The organism is Kitasatospora sp. HPM-01-4, from assembly GCF_051374625.1.
Taxonomy (GTDB): Bacteria; Actinomycetota; Actinomycetes; order Streptomycetales; family Streptomycetaceae; genus Kitasatospora.
Genome location: NZ_JBPQGP010000005.1, coordinates 1039260 through 1054621 on the forward strand (window position 1 = coordinate 1039260; position 15362 = coordinate 1054621).

Annotated in this window: 10 protein-coding genes; 4 read left to right on the plus strand and 6 right to left on the minus strand. The window is 73.4% G+C overall.

The annotated features are described in order from the left end of the window. Positions 1-203: 203 nt before the first annotated feature. From ACSMTC_RS04295 to ACSMTC_RS04315, 5 genes are all read right to left on the minus strand, one after another. Positions 204-2378, minus strand: coding sequence for a TerD family protein (locus tag ACSMTC_RS04295; RefSeq protein ID WP_436558294.1), 2175 nt, complete (start codon positions 2376-2378; stop codon positions 204-206). 672 nt (positions 2379-3050) lie between these two features. Beyond that, positions 3051-3419 carry a hypothetical protein gene (locus tag ACSMTC_RS04300; RefSeq protein WP_436558295.1) on the minus strand — a complete coding sequence of 123 codons (369 nt, stop codon included), beginning with the start codon at positions 3417-3419 and terminating at the stop codon, positions 3051-3053. A gap of 615 nt (positions 3420-4034) precedes the next feature. After that, positions 4035-5414 (minus strand): C39 family peptidase, encoded by a 1380-nt coding sequence (locus ACSMTC_RS04305; protein WP_436558296.1) that lies wholly within the window; start codon positions 5412-5414, stop codon positions 4035-4037. Positions 5415-5497: 83 nt separating this feature from the next. After that, positions 5498-6379 carry an NAD(P)-dependent oxidoreductase gene (locus ACSMTC_RS04310; protein WP_436558297.1) on the minus strand — a complete coding sequence of 294 codons (882 nt, stop codon included), beginning with the start codon at positions 6377-6379 and terminating at the stop codon, positions 5498-5500. A gap of 76 nt (positions 6380-6455) precedes the next feature. Then, a complete protein-coding gene (locus ACSMTC_RS04315; RefSeq protein ID WP_436558298.1) occupies positions 6456-6653 on the minus strand; it encodes a hypothetical protein in 198 nt (65 codons plus the stop codon). Positions 6654-6736: 83 nt separating this feature from the next. On the opposite strand from ACSMTC_RS04315, the gene ACSMTC_RS04320 reads away from it, so the two are divergent. After that, the gene (locus tag ACSMTC_RS04320) at positions 6737-7180 is read left to right on the plus strand and encodes an ASCH domain-containing protein (protein ID WP_436558299.1); all 444 of its coding nucleotides are present in this window, start codon (positions 6737-6739) and stop codon (positions 7178-7180) included. A 56-nt stretch (positions 7181-7236) separates the two neighbouring features. On the opposite strand, the gene ACSMTC_RS04325 is transcribed toward ACSMTC_RS04320, so the two are convergent. Then, on the minus strand, positions 7237-8439 hold the full coding sequence (locus ACSMTC_RS04325) for a M20 metallopeptidase family protein (RefSeq protein ID WP_436558300.1): 1203 nt from the start codon (positions 8437-8439) through the stop codon (positions 7237-7239). A gap of 231 nt (positions 8440-8670) precedes the next feature. Between ACSMTC_RS04325 and ACSMTC_RS04330 the strand changes: the two genes are divergently transcribed. The 3 genes from ACSMTC_RS04330 (at position 8671) to ACSMTC_RS04340 (ending at position 15308) form a co-directional block, all read left to right on the plus strand. Next, complete coding sequence (locus ACSMTC_RS04330; RefSeq protein ID WP_436558301.1) at positions 8671-9564, plus strand: N-acetylmuramic acid 6-phosphate etherase; 894 nt, start codon at positions 8671-8673, stop codon at positions 9562-9564. Between the two features lie 116 nt (positions 9565-9680). Further along, positions 9681-11789: a tetratricopeptide repeat protein gene (locus ACSMTC_RS04335; RefSeq protein ID WP_436558302.1), complete on the plus strand. Its 2109-nt coding sequence runs from the start codon at positions 9681-9683 to the stop codon at positions 11787-11789. A 255-nt stretch (positions 11790-12044) separates the two neighbouring features. After that, positions 12045-15308, plus strand: a complete 3264-nt coding sequence (locus tag ACSMTC_RS04340; RefSeq protein ID WP_436558303.1) for a helix-turn-helix transcriptional regulator — start codon at positions 12045-12047, stop codon at positions 15306-15308. Positions 15309-15362: the final 54 nt, after the last annotated feature.

A 15362-nucleotide genomic window follows, 5' to 3' on the forward strand; every position in this document is an offset into this window, starting at 1 on the left:
ACCCTCCGACACCGATGCTGACCTCGCGGCCCACGAAGGCTCGGGTCTCAGGTCGGGGCCACGCGAGGACCGGGAGACGACGACGCCGGGATGCCGAATGGCACCCCGGCGTGATCTCGAGGGCGAGGAAAGCGAAGGGACTAGTTTCAGAGAGGAATGAGAAGGAAGTCCGTTCATGGCCTCGCCGGGGCCAACGGTAGCAGTCAGCCGGGGATCAGGTCGCGCAGATTTTCTGGAGTGATGGTCAGGGAATCCGGGTGCAGTCCGTCCGGGCGGTCCAGGCCGATGTACGTGACCGGGCCGGCCGGGACCGTCTCGCCGTCCCACAGTGTGGTGGCCGTGGCGCGGTCAGCCATCAAGTCGACGAGGTACCTGACCGTGAGGTAGTCGCGCTCGACGATGCCACGCAGCAGCGTGGCGACCGACACACGGTTTCCCTCGACCCGGTTGGCGTCCGGGTTGCCCTGGAGGTACAGGTGCAACCATTTGGCGCGCCAGCTGCCGTCACGCCCGCGCAGGAACGCCAGCGGCAGCGCGACCCGGCCCGGCCCGCGCAGCTCGGACTTCATACGCACCGTGCGCGGCTCGAAGGGGCGGCCCTGCTGCTCGGCGTCGCGCAGCATGAAGCCGAAGAACGACTCCTCGACCTCTTCGAAGCCCTCCCCCGCGTAGATGTTGACCTGCGGGACGATGAAGGTACGGCGCACGGCGCCCAGACGCAGGTTGATGAACTCCGAGGCGCCGTCGGGCGCGTCGGTGATGTCGCCGGAGTGCTCGCCCTCGACCGACGTGAGGGCGGTGTACGACAGCCAGGTGGGGTTCCGGTACGAGGCGTCCAGCATCAGCGCTGACAGGTCGAAATCGGTTCGCTGGCTCGCCTGCTTCCAGTAGACGAAGAACCGCAGCAGTTCGCCGTCGACCGGGGAGAGCGAGCCACGCGGCAGCACGCCGAGGCCGGCGGCCGTGGCCTTGCCGCTGAGCGGGAGCGCGACATCGAGGATGTCCGGGTCGATCAGCAGATGCCCGGGCTGCTCCGGAAGTCGGCGGCGGGTCTCGGCGTCGAGGGCGGCGATCAGGCGCTTGCGCTCGGCGCCCGGCATGGGTGGGCGGGTGTCGGCGGTGACCCAGGCGCGGGCGCGGCGGTTGACGAAGACGCGGCGCGCACCGCGCCCCTGGGTGCGGTTCTGGAGGTGCTCGCGGGCCGACAGCAGTATTCGGCCGGAGATCTGCGGGGCGACCTGCTCGGCAGCGGCCGAGACCGCGTCGCGCTCGTCCTGGGTGCGGCAGGCGCGCAGCAGGCGGTCCAGAGAACGGAACAGCCTGCCCGGGGCCGTGGTCAGCAGCTTCGTGGCCGCCATGACGTCATTCGCGCCGAGTAGTTCCTCGACCTGGCTGTCGAGGGACCGAGCCTTCTTCTCGCCCCGGGCGACGGCGAACACGTCGCAGGCGTGTGGCCAGCGCGGGTACTCGTGCGGGTGCAGGCGCTCGCCGAGGCGCTTGAAGGCCTCACGGTGCGCGGTGACGTCGGCGAGCTTGGCGGGGGCCGCCGCGACCACCGCGTCGAGGCCGGCGAGCAGGGCGCGGCGGACCGGTCGGGGCAGCACCCGGAACCGGGTCGGTGCCGCGAGGGTCACGTCGCCGCCCGACAGTGCGCAGGCCAGGCGGAGCACATCGGTGACGGTGTCCAGCAGCAGGTCCGCGCCGGCGTGGAGGCGGGCAAGGTTGACGATGGCGCGGTTCTCCCGGACGGGGACTGCCTCGGGCTGGGGACCGTCGACGCAGTGCTCGGCGAGGGAGCCGAGGTCGCGCAGGCCCCCCTCCCCCAGCGGGGTGGGGCTGCCCGCCAGGGCCAGGTACAGGGCGGTGATCTCGTTCTCCGGGGTGCCGCCCAGGTGCAGGACCGTCAGGCGGTCGCCGACGGCACCGATCAGTTCGTCGTGCGCGGCGAGCATCTCGGCGTACGTGTGCTGGTAGTCGCCGTACGAGGGGAGGGCCAGCAGGTCGACCACCCCGGTGCGGAGCCGGGCGAGCGTGCCCTCGCGCGAGGCGTCGTCGGCGAGCGCCTCGGCGATGCACTGTGTCCAGAACTCGAACGTGTCCGGCACGTTGAGCGGGAAGTCGATGAAGTAGACGTTGTGCCGGACATGGTCGCCCACCATCTCGCGGACGGTGCCCAGGGTGCGCGCGGCGATGTCGAGCACCGTCTCCTCCGACAGGCTCGGCAGGTGCTCCAGCAGGGCGGTCGACAGCTTGAAGCCTACAGACATCAGTGCGGCGTCGAACTGCCGCGCTGCGACGCCGCCCTGGCCGGCGGGTCCGGAGGGCACAGGGAGGCGGTGAGCGTGCCGGACGACCAGGGATTCCAGATGGTGAGGCATCCAGGCATGATTCCAGAACCGCCCAAGCCGACGCATTCAGGTTTTCGAACGCGACGCGCACCAGCCAGCGGGCCAATGCGTCGCCGCAGCAGCCGGAACACCAACCGTCCGTCGTGGTCCGCGGCCAGTGCGCACCACGACGCGGATTCGCGCAGTCACTGCGCACAGGTTGTCGACATTGCGCATCAACTCGCGGGCCCTGTAATGCTGGATGACCTGCACAGCCACTCTCGTTCTACCACGGGCATACCGACCTGCGTGCTACTGATCCGAAACACCAGGGGGTTCTGGGTCATTGAGCGTCATGTGAGTGAACTGCCAAGGGATGCAGGGCACTTGTCGCCATCCGCGCAGGAAGCGCTGAGATTGCGGGCTTCTCGCGGTCCGGGTTCCTCTCCCCGCACTCGAAGTGCTCCACGGCCCTGCAGCGGACTCCGCTCCCGGGCGACCCTCTCGACGCCGCTCAGCCCGCGGCCCTGCGCCCCCGCTCCAGCGCTGCCGGCTGCCATCGCCGCCGGCGGAGGAGCGTGTCAGTGGTCACTCGGCGGTCACCACTGTGAACACGCTGGCGTTCCCTTCGAACTCATAACACGATCTTGCTGATCGCCGCTGGTGGGCCGTGACCCATGTGCCGGTTCATCCGAATCATCATGCCCGCCGACTCACCGTCCGTCAGGGCGAGCTCTCCACCACGACCAACCGATCCAGCAGGTACCCGTCCAGATCCGGGTGCAGCCACTCCTCCCCCGGCCGGATCCGGTGGAAGCGGAACGTCCCACTGCTGCCACTGACGCTCGCGATGCACCGCAACGCGACCGGCTCCGGCAGCCCCCGGCCCAGGTCACACAGCTCCCACCCCAGGGTTAGCCCCTGCTGCAGCAGTTCGCGCTGGCAGTGGGCGTCGATCGCCGGCTGCCCGTCCGCCACCCGCACCCGCACCGGCACCAGGTCCTCCAGATGGAAGCAGTTGACCCCGCACTCCCACCCCGTGAGGTCGCCCAGTTGCTGCGGCCCTGGCCGTTCCTGTCGGCCGGCGAACATCACGGCGCCTGCTCGTTGGACGATTCCGCGTCGGGCCAACTGCCTCAGCTCTGGCGCCAAGTCCACCCCGAATGGCGGGCGCAACAGCCCCGCCGCGCGGTCGTTCATTCGTACGGTCAGCATGCAGTCGCCCCCCGGTACCTTCGCTTGCTTCCCAATCGGTCGATGTACCACCGGCCATCGCTCTTGATCACGCGTGGCGACGTGGTGTTCGTATCCTCGCAGGTAAGCAGCGCCCGCTCGATCGTCAGCCGCTCGGCCAGCGGCAGCGCGGCAGCCAGTATCCCCTCGGCAACGGGAGAAGTCCTTCGACCGGAAGAAGGACGCGACGGACTTCGCCATCAAAGTCGAGAACGACAAGCGCGAGAACGTCTATGTCGACCCGACCGCCGGCAAGGTGCCGTTGCACCGTTACGCTGCCGAGTGGCTGAACGCGAAGAGCATGTCCGCCGGCACCACAGAGTCCTACGAGCGCACCATGCGCCTGCACGTGGTTCCGCACCTTGGCCGCAAGAGCCTGTCATCACGGTCACCGTGGACCGATACGGCCACCTCACCCGGGACGGCGGCGACCGCTGCCGCCGGTCGTCGGGACGGCGGTCGGCCGACACCTCGTCAGCTGATCCCCACGTCCCTGAGCGCCCGCTGCTGACCTGGTGTCGACCTGGTGGGCCAGTAGACGTAACAGACGCCTCCCGAACCCCCTGCGACCTGCCCGTTCGCGTCGTAGCGCCTGGTGCGGAGCCAGTTGTTCTCGAACTGGCGGCGCCGGTAGACGCGGCGCACCTGGTCGTCACCCGGTGAGGCGGGGTCGTTGGCGATGACGTCGCCGTCCCCGGTGAAGCCGATCACGGCCATCAGATGGCCTTCGGTGTCGTAACCGGCGCCTTCCAGTTCGGACTTGAGGAAGGACTGGGAGGTGATGACCGGGATCCCGGCGTGGATCAGCCGTTCGAGGTCGGTCAGGGAGGCCAGGCGGGTGATGACGGCCTGGAGGTCGTGGTAGGTCGCGGCGTAGGCGGCGTTGAAGGGCCAGTTGCCGCAGCCCCGGTACTGGTTGTCGTAGGTGGCGCGGGCGGCCTGGCAGACCTGGGGGTCGGGGTAGGCGGGGTCGACCCAGGACAGGTCGGCGACGGTGGGGCGGTGGCCCCAGTACTCGATGACCATCTGGGAGGAGGTGGGGCTGCACCAGGCCTCTCCCCCGTTGTTGTACTGCGGGTACTGCCCCTTGTGGATCTCCTGCGAGTAGCGCGGGACGGCCAGTTCGCGGCCCCGGCCGACGCCCGGCACGGAGGCCGGCACCTCGAAGCGGTCGGGCAGGTCCGAGGCCATCGCGCCCAACCGCCGGACGGTGGGCGTGAGTTCACTACCGGGTCGGCGGTAGAGGGTCAGGCGCAGGGTGTAGGAGACCAGGCGCAGACCGCTGTCCGGGGCGTCGATGGCGAAGGTGTCGGTGGAGATGCGGCTCCGGCCGTCCTGCTGGTGGTCCACGGAGGTGCGGCGAACGTCCTGGTCGGAGGCGGCCCAGCGGCCCATGACGTACCAGGGGGTGGTCCCGCCGTCGCTGTAGCCGCCGCGCAGTTCGACGGCGATCCAGGTGCCGACGGGCGTGTGGGCGTTCCAGGCGGCGACCAGCTCGGTGGCGGGAGTGGCCAACTCCCGTACCGGGGAGGTCCAGGTGGCGTACTCCCAGGGGGAGGAGGTGCCGGTGTGCGGGTCCTGGTAGTCGACGGTGCCGACCGGGGTGGTGATGGCCACGCCCGGACGGTCTCCGTCCATCACTCCGACTCCCGGACCGCCGCCCCGGCACCAGTCGGCGGCGGTGGTCCAGGCGTGGTACTCCACCGGGTACCTGGGGCGTTCGGGCTCGGGCATCGGTGAGCGGGTCATGGTCCTGCCGAGTGCGGGGGCGGCGTGGAGCGCTGGTACGACGGTACCGGCCGCCGAGGCGAGCGCGGCCGTGAACAGTGTCCGCCGTGACGTGAAGCCGTGCACAGTGGTCGCCTCCCAGCTCCCGCAGCGGCGCCCGGGTGCGGGCCAGGCGCGGTGCCGCCGCTCGACCGCGCCTGGGCGGTGGGTCAGTCCAGGCCGGCCCGGCGGCGGGCGACCTCGGCGACCGCCGACCAGTCGCGCTCCGCGTCGCCGTGGGCGATGGCGTCCAGGAACGCGTCGCGCAGCACACTCCCGAAGGGCAGCGGGACGTGCTGCCCGGCGCCGGCCTCAAGCGCGAGGTTGACGTCCTTGAGACCGAGGACGAGGCGGAACCCGGCGGGCTCGTAACGGCGTTCGGCGACCATCGAGCCGTAGCCGGAGTAGACCATGCCGGGGAAGGCGGTGTTGGTGATCAGCTCGATCAGGTCGGCCGGCTTGACACCGTTGGCCTCGCCGAGGCTGGTCGCCTCGGCCATGGACTCGATGGCGCAGGCGAGCAGGAAGTTGGTGCTGATCTTGGCGGCGTTGGCCTGGTGCGGCTCACTGCCGAAGCGCCAGGTGCGCTGCCCCATCGCGGCGAACAGCGGCTCGGCCCGCTCGACCAGCTCGTCCGGGCCGGCCACCAGGATGTTGAGCTTGCCGGCCTCGGCCACGTCGGTGCGCCCCAGGACGGGGGCCGCGAGGTAGCCGATCCCGTGCTCTGCGTGCAGTTCGGCGGCGCGGCGGACCAGCGGGAGCGAGACGGTGGCCATGTTGATGTGCAGCCGGGCCCGGGCGCCTCCGAGCAGTCCCGGGTCGAGCAGGTTCGACTCGACCGCCTTGTCGTCGGCGAGCATCGAGATGACGATCTCGTTGTCGAAGACCTCGGCCAGGTCGGCGGCGGCCCGCGCACCCTGCTCGACCATGACCTTCACCGGCTCCGGCGAGCGGTTCCACACCTGCACGGAGAAGCCCGAGCGGATCAGGTTGGCGGCCATACCGCGCCCCATCCCACCGAGCCCGACAAAACCCACCGTGAGTGCCGTCATGGTCCGTCTCCCTGCCGTCAGCGTGATCGGTACGATCCGACTGTACGTCAGCTGCAGTACGGTACCGCCCTTCCGTCTACCGACCGGTACCACTTTCGGCCTCGCCGTCGGCGGGCCGGTCCGGAAGCGGGGCGCTGTCGGGTGCGGTGATGCCGGTACCGCGGGCGCCGGAGGCGGCGGCTTCGGCCGAGCCCGCGTGGGCGCTGGGTGCCGTCAGCGAGGCGACCACCCCGACGGCGAGGGAGGCGACGGCGAGCATGCTGCGCTTCTTCATGCCCTCCCCAACGAGCGGACCGCGCCGGGGTCACGCGGAAATCCGCTCGGACCTGCGGCGGCCCGGGGGCTACCGTGGCGAACGTGACGAACTATCAGCCGCTCCCTCCGGACGTCTCCGCGCTGCCCAGGGCGTACTTCGCCTTCCCCGGCCCGCTCCGCGACCGCCTGGTCGGCGCGATCCTGGACGGTTCGAAGACCTCCACCACGGGTCTGCTGGCCGACTACGAGCACGAGGACGAGCCACTGCCGCAGGCGGGCCGGCGTTTCGCGGTGGTCGACTCCGCCGACCGCCCGGTGGCCGTGATCGAGGTGACGGACGTGCGGGTGGTACCGCTGGCCGAGGTGGACCTGGCGCACGCGGTGGACGAGGGTGAGGGCCACACCACGGTCGCCGAGTGGCGGGCGGCCCACGAGGAGTACTGGCACAGCGCCGAGCTCAGGGCGGCACTGGACGATCCCGGCTTCACGGTGGACGACACCACTGCGGTGGTCCTGGAACGCTTCCGGCTCGTCGACACGCTCTGACCGGGTGCGGAGCCGCCCCTCACCGCCTGGCCGGCGCCCCCGCACCCGTCGCCCCGTCACACGGCGGTGCCCGCCAGGCGGCGGGTGGCCAGATCGGCCAGCAGCGCGGCCTGCCGGAACAGCACACCGTCGTCGAAGGCGGCGGACGGCGCGTGGTTCCCCGGGGCGGTCCGCAGATCGAGGTCGGGGAGGATGGCGCCGAGGAAGAGCATGGCGCCGGGCACCCGCTCCAGCACGAGGGAGAAGTCCTCCGAGCCGCTGATGGGGTTGGGCGCGAGGGACGCCCCTTCCGGACCGAAGAGTTCGCGCGCGACGTCCAGGGCGAAGCCGGTCTCCTCGGGCGTGTTGACGGTCACCGGGTAGAGCACGTCGTACTCCACCTCGGCGTCCAGACCGTGCGCCCGCGCGATGCCCTCGACCAGCGCCGGCAGTCCGGTGCGCAGCAGTTCCCGGTTCTCCTCCGAGTAGCTGCGGACGGTGGCCGCGAACTCGGCGCTCTCCGGGATGATGTTGCTCTTGACGCCAGCGCTCAGCCGGCCGACCGAGACGACCACCGGGTCGAAGATGTCGAAGGTACGGGTCACATGGGCGTGCAGAGCGGTGACCATCTCGCAGACCGCGGGCACCGGGTCCTTGGTGCGGTGCGGCGAGGACCCGTGGCCGCCGAGCCCGTGGACGGTCACCCGCAGCTCGTCGCAGGCGCTCATCATGGCACCCGGGCGGGCGTAGACCAGGCCGCTCGGGAGCAGGCCCGCGGACACGTGGATCGCGTACGCGGCGTCGAGCTCCTTCCCCGCGGCGTCCAGTACGCCCTCCTCGATCATCAGACCGGCGCCGTTGAAGCCCTCCTCCCCCGGCTGGAACATGAACACCACGTCGCCGCTGAGCTGTTCGCGCCGGTCGCACAGCAGCCTGGCCGCGCCCACCAGTCCCGCGGTGTGCAGGTCGTGGCCGCAGGCGTGCATCCGCCCGTCGGTCCGGGAGGCGTAGTCCAGCCCGGTGGTCTCCTGGATCGGCAGCGCGTCCATGTCGCCGCGCAGCAGTACCGCGCCGCCCGGGCCGCCGGTGCCGCGCAGGACGGCCGTGACCGAGCTGAGCGAGCGTCCGGTGCTGATCTCCAGCGGCAGGCCGTCCAGTGCGGCCAGCACCTTCTCCTGGGTGCGCGGCAGGTGCAGCCCGAGCTCGGGCTCGCGGTGCAGTGCGCGACGCAACTCGGTCAGTTCGTCCTGGAGTTCCCGCGCCCGCTCGACTGTCGACATGCTCGTCCTCCGCTTTCGTTCGCACGTCCGTTCATCTCAAGCCCACCGTGGGAAAGTTGCAACACTTCGGGCACGAGAGGCTCCCCCCGGCGGATCTCTTCCAGGACCGCCTCCGCCGGGGGCCCGGACCTCGGCGGCCTCCCGGCTCGCCGGAGACCGGGCGGGGGTCTGGCCGGATTGACGTGATGTCAGCAGTATCGTGCGGGACACCCGCCCACCGACGGAGGCACCGTGACCGCCCTGCCGCCCACCGAGCGCCGCAACCCGGCCACCACCGAGATCGATCTGCTGCCGACCCTCGATCTGCTGCGCGCCGTCAACGCGGCCGACGCCGGGGTTCCGGCCGCCGTCGCCCGAGCCCTGCCGGTGCTGGCCGAGGCGGTGGACGCGGCGGTGACGGCACTGCTCGGCGGCGGCCGGGTGCACTACGTCGGCGCCGGCTCCTCGGGCCGCTACGCCGTGCTGGACGCCGCCGAGCTCGCGCCGACCTACGGGCTCGAACCGGGCCGCTTCACCGCTCATCTCGCGGGCGGCCCGCAGGCCTTGGCCCGGGCGGTGGAGGGTGCGGAGGACAGTGAGACGGACGGGCGGCGCGCGCTGGCCGGGCTGCGGCCGGGCGACGTGGTCCTCGGGCTGGCGGCGAGCGGGCGGACCCCGTACGTGGCGGGCGCGCTCGCGGCCGCGCGGGAGGCCGGGGCGACGGCCGTGCTGGTGAGCTGCAACCCGCAGGCGCCGCTCGCCGACCTGGCCGACCTCCATGTCTGCACCGACACCGGGCCCGAGGTGGTGACCGGTTCGACCCGGATGAAGGCGGGCAGCGCGCAGAAGCTGGTGCTGCACGGCTTCTCCACCGCGGTGATGGTCCGGCTGGGCCGGACCTGGTCGAACCTGATGACGGAGGTGGCCGCGACCAACGCCAAGCTGGTCGGCCGGAAGCTGACCATCCTGGTCCAGGCCACCGGCGCCGACGACGAGACCTGCCGCGCCGCCCTGCGGGCCGCCGACGGCGAGCTGAAGCCGGCGCTGGTCGGGCTGCTCAGCGGCGCCACCCCGGAGGCCGCCCGCGCCGCGCTGGCCGCCGCCGACGGCGTGGTCAGGGCCGCACTCGACCGGCTCGCTCGGTAACAACCGTACCGGTACGGGGAATTGATGCCCGTCCGGGCTGTGCGAGTGTCCGACCCCCGGTGCAGGATGTGCACGATCGTGGTGAATTCGAGCGCACCGTCGGACAGGAGTCGGGGATGGGGATATTCGGGCGCCGGAAGAAGCGCCAGGAGCAGGAGCGCGGAGCCGCCGAGGGGATCGATCTCGGCGGCGGGACGCGACTGGTCCTGGACGCCTCGCCGGCCGAGATCCGGCAGCTGACGCAGCAGTTCCGGGCCGGGGCCGAGGGTGGTGACGCCGGGAGCATGGAGCGCCTCGCCATGTTCCTGGAGTACCAGGGGAACCTGGCCGAGGCGATCGAGTGGCGGGAGCGGGCGGCGGGCCTCGGAGAGGTCGACGCGGCGACCTGGCTGGCCGACCGGCTGCTGAAGCAGAACAAGCACGCCGAGGCGGTGGAGTACCTGCGGATAGCCGCCCGTGGCGGGCACATCTCGTGTGCCTACAACCTCGGCATGATCCTGGCGACGTCCAACCAGCCCGAGGAGGCCGCCAAGTGGCTGCTGCGGGCCGCCGAGGCGGGCCACGAGGGAGCGGGCAAGGCCCTGAACACCGATGCCGGGCGGATCCGTGCGATGCGGGAGGCCGTGGCTCAGGCGGTGGCGCGGGCCGAACAGGGGGATGCCGCGGCCGCGCACGAGGCGGCGATCGGGTACCTCGAACTGCTGGAGGAGGAGCCGGCCGAGCACTGGATGGCCGTCGGCGCCGAGCGCGGGAACGCCGACTGTGCCTGGGAGTTGGCGCTTCGTGAACGTGAGCGCGGAGCGCGCGCCCGCTCCCTCGAGCTGCTGCGGATCGCGGCCGGGGGCGGGCACGCGCGGGCGGCGGCGATCGAGGGGCTGTGGCTGCTGGCGGACGGCGACGAGGAGGGCGCGGAGGCCTCGCTGCGGCCGCTCGCCGACGCCGGCAACTGGGTGGCCCGGTACAACCTGCTGGCGGTGATCCAGCACCGGGCCGGTGTGCAGCCGGGCGCCCCCTCAGGCATGACCGACGAGATGTGGGAGCTGCTCGACCGCGCCTGGGTCGGCGCGCGGCAGGCCGTCGCACCGCTGATCGAGGCCGGCAACTGGGAGGAGGCCGAGTCCCTGCTGCGGATCCCCGCCGAGGGCGGCGACCCGGCCGCGCAGGAGGCCCTGGCCGAGGTCCTGCTGAGTTCCGGGGATCCGCGGCGGGCGCCGGAGGCCGAGGCGCTGCGCCGGCGGGCCCAGGCGCTGCGGGGAGCCCGGCCCGCCGCGAAGCCTTCGGGGCGGGGGGCGTCCGGGCGGGATGCCGCCCTGCCCATGTTCAGCGCGGAGCAGGGCCGGGACTTCCGGGACCTGGTGCGCGAGTCCTTCGCGTCCTACGACGTGACGGTGACGGTACGCGGCGAGGTCGCCACCGACACCCAGGGGCGGCAGTTCGGCCTCTCCGAGCTGGCCCGGGCGTGCGCGGAGCGGCCCGGCGGGCGCGCGGAGTGGCCGGACGAGGTGAACCTGCAGGTCGGTCAGCTGCTGATGGCGTTCAGCGGCCCGCTGGGCGTCGAGCGGCTCAGCCGTGACGAGCTGCTTCCCGCGCTGTACCCGATGCTGGTCGCGGACGAGACCCTGCCGGAGACGTACGAGCGGGCCGGGGAGGGCATCGGCCCCGAGGTGCTGCCGGGTCTGCGGGAGCAGATCGCGCTCAACTCCCGGGAAGGCGTCCACACGCTCTCGGCGGAGGGCATCGCCGGCCTCGGCGAGATCGGCCAAGTGCGGGCCCGGGCCCGGGCGAACCTGGTCGCGTCGATGGGCGTCGACGAGTACGAGGTCCTGCAGCACCCGGGCGGCGGTGTCTTCCACGTGATCACCGGCTCGACGCCGTTCATCGCGAGTCTGGTACTGGTCCTGGAGGATCTGGTACGGGCCACCACCGGCCAGCCGATTCCGCCGGACGGCGCGCTGGTCGCCATGCCGGCCCGGCACCAGCTGCTGTTCCACCCGATCCGGGATGTCACGGTGCTCACCGCGATGGACGGCATCGCCCGCTACGCGGAGGCGACCCACGCGCGGTCGACCGGTGCGCTGAGCCCGGATGTCCACTGGTGGCGCGACGGCCGGCTCACCACGCTGACGGGGCGGGACGGGGACGGCTTCGTGCTCTGGGACGAGGACGGGGAGTTCACGGCCATGCTGGAGCGCCTCGACCAGGTCAACCGGAAGCCGCGCGGCTGACGGAGCCCCGCCCGGCGGCCGGCTCCGGCACCGACCGCGGAGCCGGCCGCCGGACCGTTCGTGCCATGACGGTAGGTCAACCCGCTGTGAACATTCGGTTTCGCGGGTGCCCGCGCCCCGGTTCCGATATTGACGGGGCAGCAGGTCGGGGCTGGGATGGGGTCCCGTGTCCGGCAGACCGTGCCGGGTTGCGTGTCAGGTCCATGGCGGGCGGTCCGAGCGCACCGCCGGTGGCCTCCGGGGGAAGGGCGGACGATGCTGGAGATCGCGGCGCTGGGGATCGGCGGCACGCCGCCCTCCCGGGACCCGGAGCCCCTTGTGGAAGGACGTCCCCGCCGGAGCGGAGCCGCCCGCTCCCGGGAGCCTTCCGGTCCGGCTGCGGCACCGCCCCCGTACCGGCGGACGGACCCGGAGGAACCGCTCGGCCGGGACGAACTGCTCGCCACCGCCGGGGAGCTGCTCCGCGAACCGGGCTCACTGCTGCTGTACGGCCCGGCCGGGATCGGCAAGTCCGCCGTGGCCACGGCCCTTGCCGCCCGGGCGGCGGCCTGCGGTGCCACCGTGCTGCGCTGCACCCCGGCCGTCCAGGAGACCGGGCTGCCGTTCGTCGGACTGATCGATCTGCTCTCCACCGTCCCGGACTCCCGCCTCGACGTCCTTCCCAGCGGGCCCCGCGCCGTCCTGCGGGCCGCACTGCTGCGCGGCGAAGGACCGGCCGACGACCGCGGCCGACTGGCCCTGCGGGTCGCGGTGGCCGAGGTGCTGCGGTCACTGGCCGGGCGCTCCCCCGTGCTGCTCGTGCTCGACGGACTGCAGTGGCTGGACGGGCCGAGCGCCGTGGTGGTCTCCTTCCTCGCCCGCCGCGCCCGCTCGCTGGGGCTGGCCGTGCTCGCCACCGAACGCACACCCGAGGGCGAGCCACCGCGGCTGCGCGAGCTCTGCCCGCCCGGAGCGGCCGAACTGCAGGTCACACCGCTCCCGCCGCTCACCGTCACCGAGTTGCTCACCCGGGGCGCGAGCGGATCGCTGACCGCCGGCCGGCTCCGGGAGATCCGGCAGGCCGCCGCGGGCAACCCGCTCTACGCCCTCGAACTGGCCAGGACCCGGCCCGCCGCCTCGCCGCGACCGCCGTACGCCCTCTCCCCGCCGGAACTGCCCGAGCGACTGCGGGACCTGCTGCTCGCCCCGGTGCGCGGCCTGTCTCCCGAGGCCACCCGGACCTTGCTGCTGGCCGCCGCGTCCACCCGTCCGACGGTCGGTCGACTGCGTGACGCCGGGGCGCCCGATCCGGTGGCGGCACTGACCGAGGCCCGGGCCGCCGCCGTACTGGACACCGACCCCGACGGCACCGTCCGCTTCCGGCACCCGCTGGTGCGGGTCGCCCTGCTCGGCGCAGCCGCCACCCGTGACCGTCTGGCCGCCCACCGCGCCCTGGCCGCCGCCACCACCGACCCGGTCGAGCGGATCCGCCAACTCGCCCTGGCCTGCCCGGACGCTGACGAGCGGCAGGCCGGGCTGCTGCTCGACGCCGCCGCCACCGCCGCCCGCCGGGGAAGTCCCCGGGCCGCGTACGGACTGGCGGCACTCGCGGTCGACCGCACCCCCGCCAGGGCCGTGTGGACCCGACGTGAACGGCTGCTCGCCGCCGGGGAGTTCGCCTGCGGCGCGGGCCTCTGGGAGGAGGCGCGCCTCGCGGTGCTGCCACTGCTGGCCGAGCCCACGGACCAGCCGTGGCACGGCGGTTCGCCCGGCCGCTGCCGGCCGATCGTCGCCGAGGACTCCCCGCGCGGTGCACGGCCCCTGCCCGAGGTCCGCCGGACCGTCCTGCCCCCGCCGGCCGAACGGGCGGATCGATCGCCCTGCCCCACGTCCCGGGTGCGGACCTTCGGCGCCGCCGTCCGCGACCACCTGGAGTGGCCGCTCGGAGCCGGCGCAGCGGAGCCGCCGCGGCCGGCCGAGGCCACCGACCGGCCCCCGTACCGCACTTCGGCGGCGCGGCAGCGGATCCGGGCCCGCCTGGTCCTGCTGCGCTCGGGCGGCCTGGAGCCCGGTGCCGCGGCGGGGCTGGTCGCGGCCGGGCTGGCCGAGGCGGCGGACGATCCGGTGCTGGAGGCGCCGCTGCGCCTCTGGGCCGCGAGGTGCGAGCTGTTGGGCGGCCGTACCGCCGAGGCCGTCCGGCAGGCCCGCTGGGCGGCCGGACTGGCCGTGCGGACGGGCGACGCCGCCACCCGGGCCGCCTGCCTGGTCCTGCTCGCCGAACTCCACACGCTGCGAGGCGAACCCGGCCTTGCCGAGCGCTCGCTGGACCGCGCTCGGAATCCCGCCGTTACCGCCGCACCGGGGCTCCTGCTCCGCCACCGGGCGCTGCTCGACCTGGCGGCCGACCGCCCCGAGCACGCCCGCCGCGCGATCCCCGAGCTGCTGGCCGCGCTCCGCTCGGCTGCCGCGACCGCCCTGGGCACCCGCCGCCCCGACGGCGGCGACCGGCCCCCGGACTGGTCCGACGCCGACGAGGCCCCGGCCGCGCTGCTGACGCTCGTCCGGCTCTGCACCCGGCTCGGGGACTGCGGGCCGGCCCTGACGGCGGCGCGGGAGACAGCCGCGGCCCTGGCCGCCGCGGCCCCCACCGCCCCCGTGCTGACGGCCCTCGCACTGGCCGAACTCGCCGGCGGTGAACTGCCGAACGCCATGGAGCGGGCCCGGGCGGCGGTGCTCGCCGCGACCCGGTCGGGCGACCGGCTCTCCCTGGTGCACGCCCTGGACGTCCTCGGCCGGGTCCGGCTCCTCACCGGCCAACCCGCCGCGGTGGCCGAGGCGGTGGAGACACTGCAGCGGGCCCGCACGCTGGGGCGGGAGTCGGGCCTCGCCGACCCGGCGACGGTGTGCCGGCTCGGGGCGCTGGCCGAGGGGCTGGTGGCGCTCGGCGAGGGGTCCGAGGCCGCCGCCGTGATCGCCGAGGGTCGGGCCCTGCTCGCCCGCGCGCCCGGACCGGTGGCCGGCCACAGTGCCGCGGCGGTACTGGACCGCGCGGACGGGCTGCTGCTCACCTCGCTGGGCCGGGTCGCCGAAGCCACCCGGCTGTTGCGGACCGCGGCCGAGCGCCTGGAGGGGCTGCGGATGCCGCTGGAGGCCGCCTCGACCCTGGTCGCGCTCGGCGGCGTCGAGCGGCGCTCCCGCCGACGGGCGGCCGCCCGGGCCGTGCTGGGCGAGGCGCGGGAGATCTGCCGCACGCACGGGGCGCGACCGCTGCTGGAGCGTGTCGAGCGGGACCTGGCCCGGCTCGGCGCGAAGGACCTGCCACAACCGGGAACCGGCGCCGGGGACCGGAGCGCTCCGGTTCCCGCCGAACTGACGGCGAGTGAGCACCGGATCGCCGAACTGGTCGCCGGCGGCGCCACCAACCGCGAGGTCGCGGCCACCCTCTTCGTCAGCGTGAAGACCGTGGAAGGCACCCTCTCCCGGGTCTACCGCAAGCTCGGGGTGCGGTCGCGGACCTCACTGGCCCGGGCGCTGACATGAAGGTGACATCCGAGGACACCGCCGGTTTACAGAACTGGCAAGGGCTATCCCCCT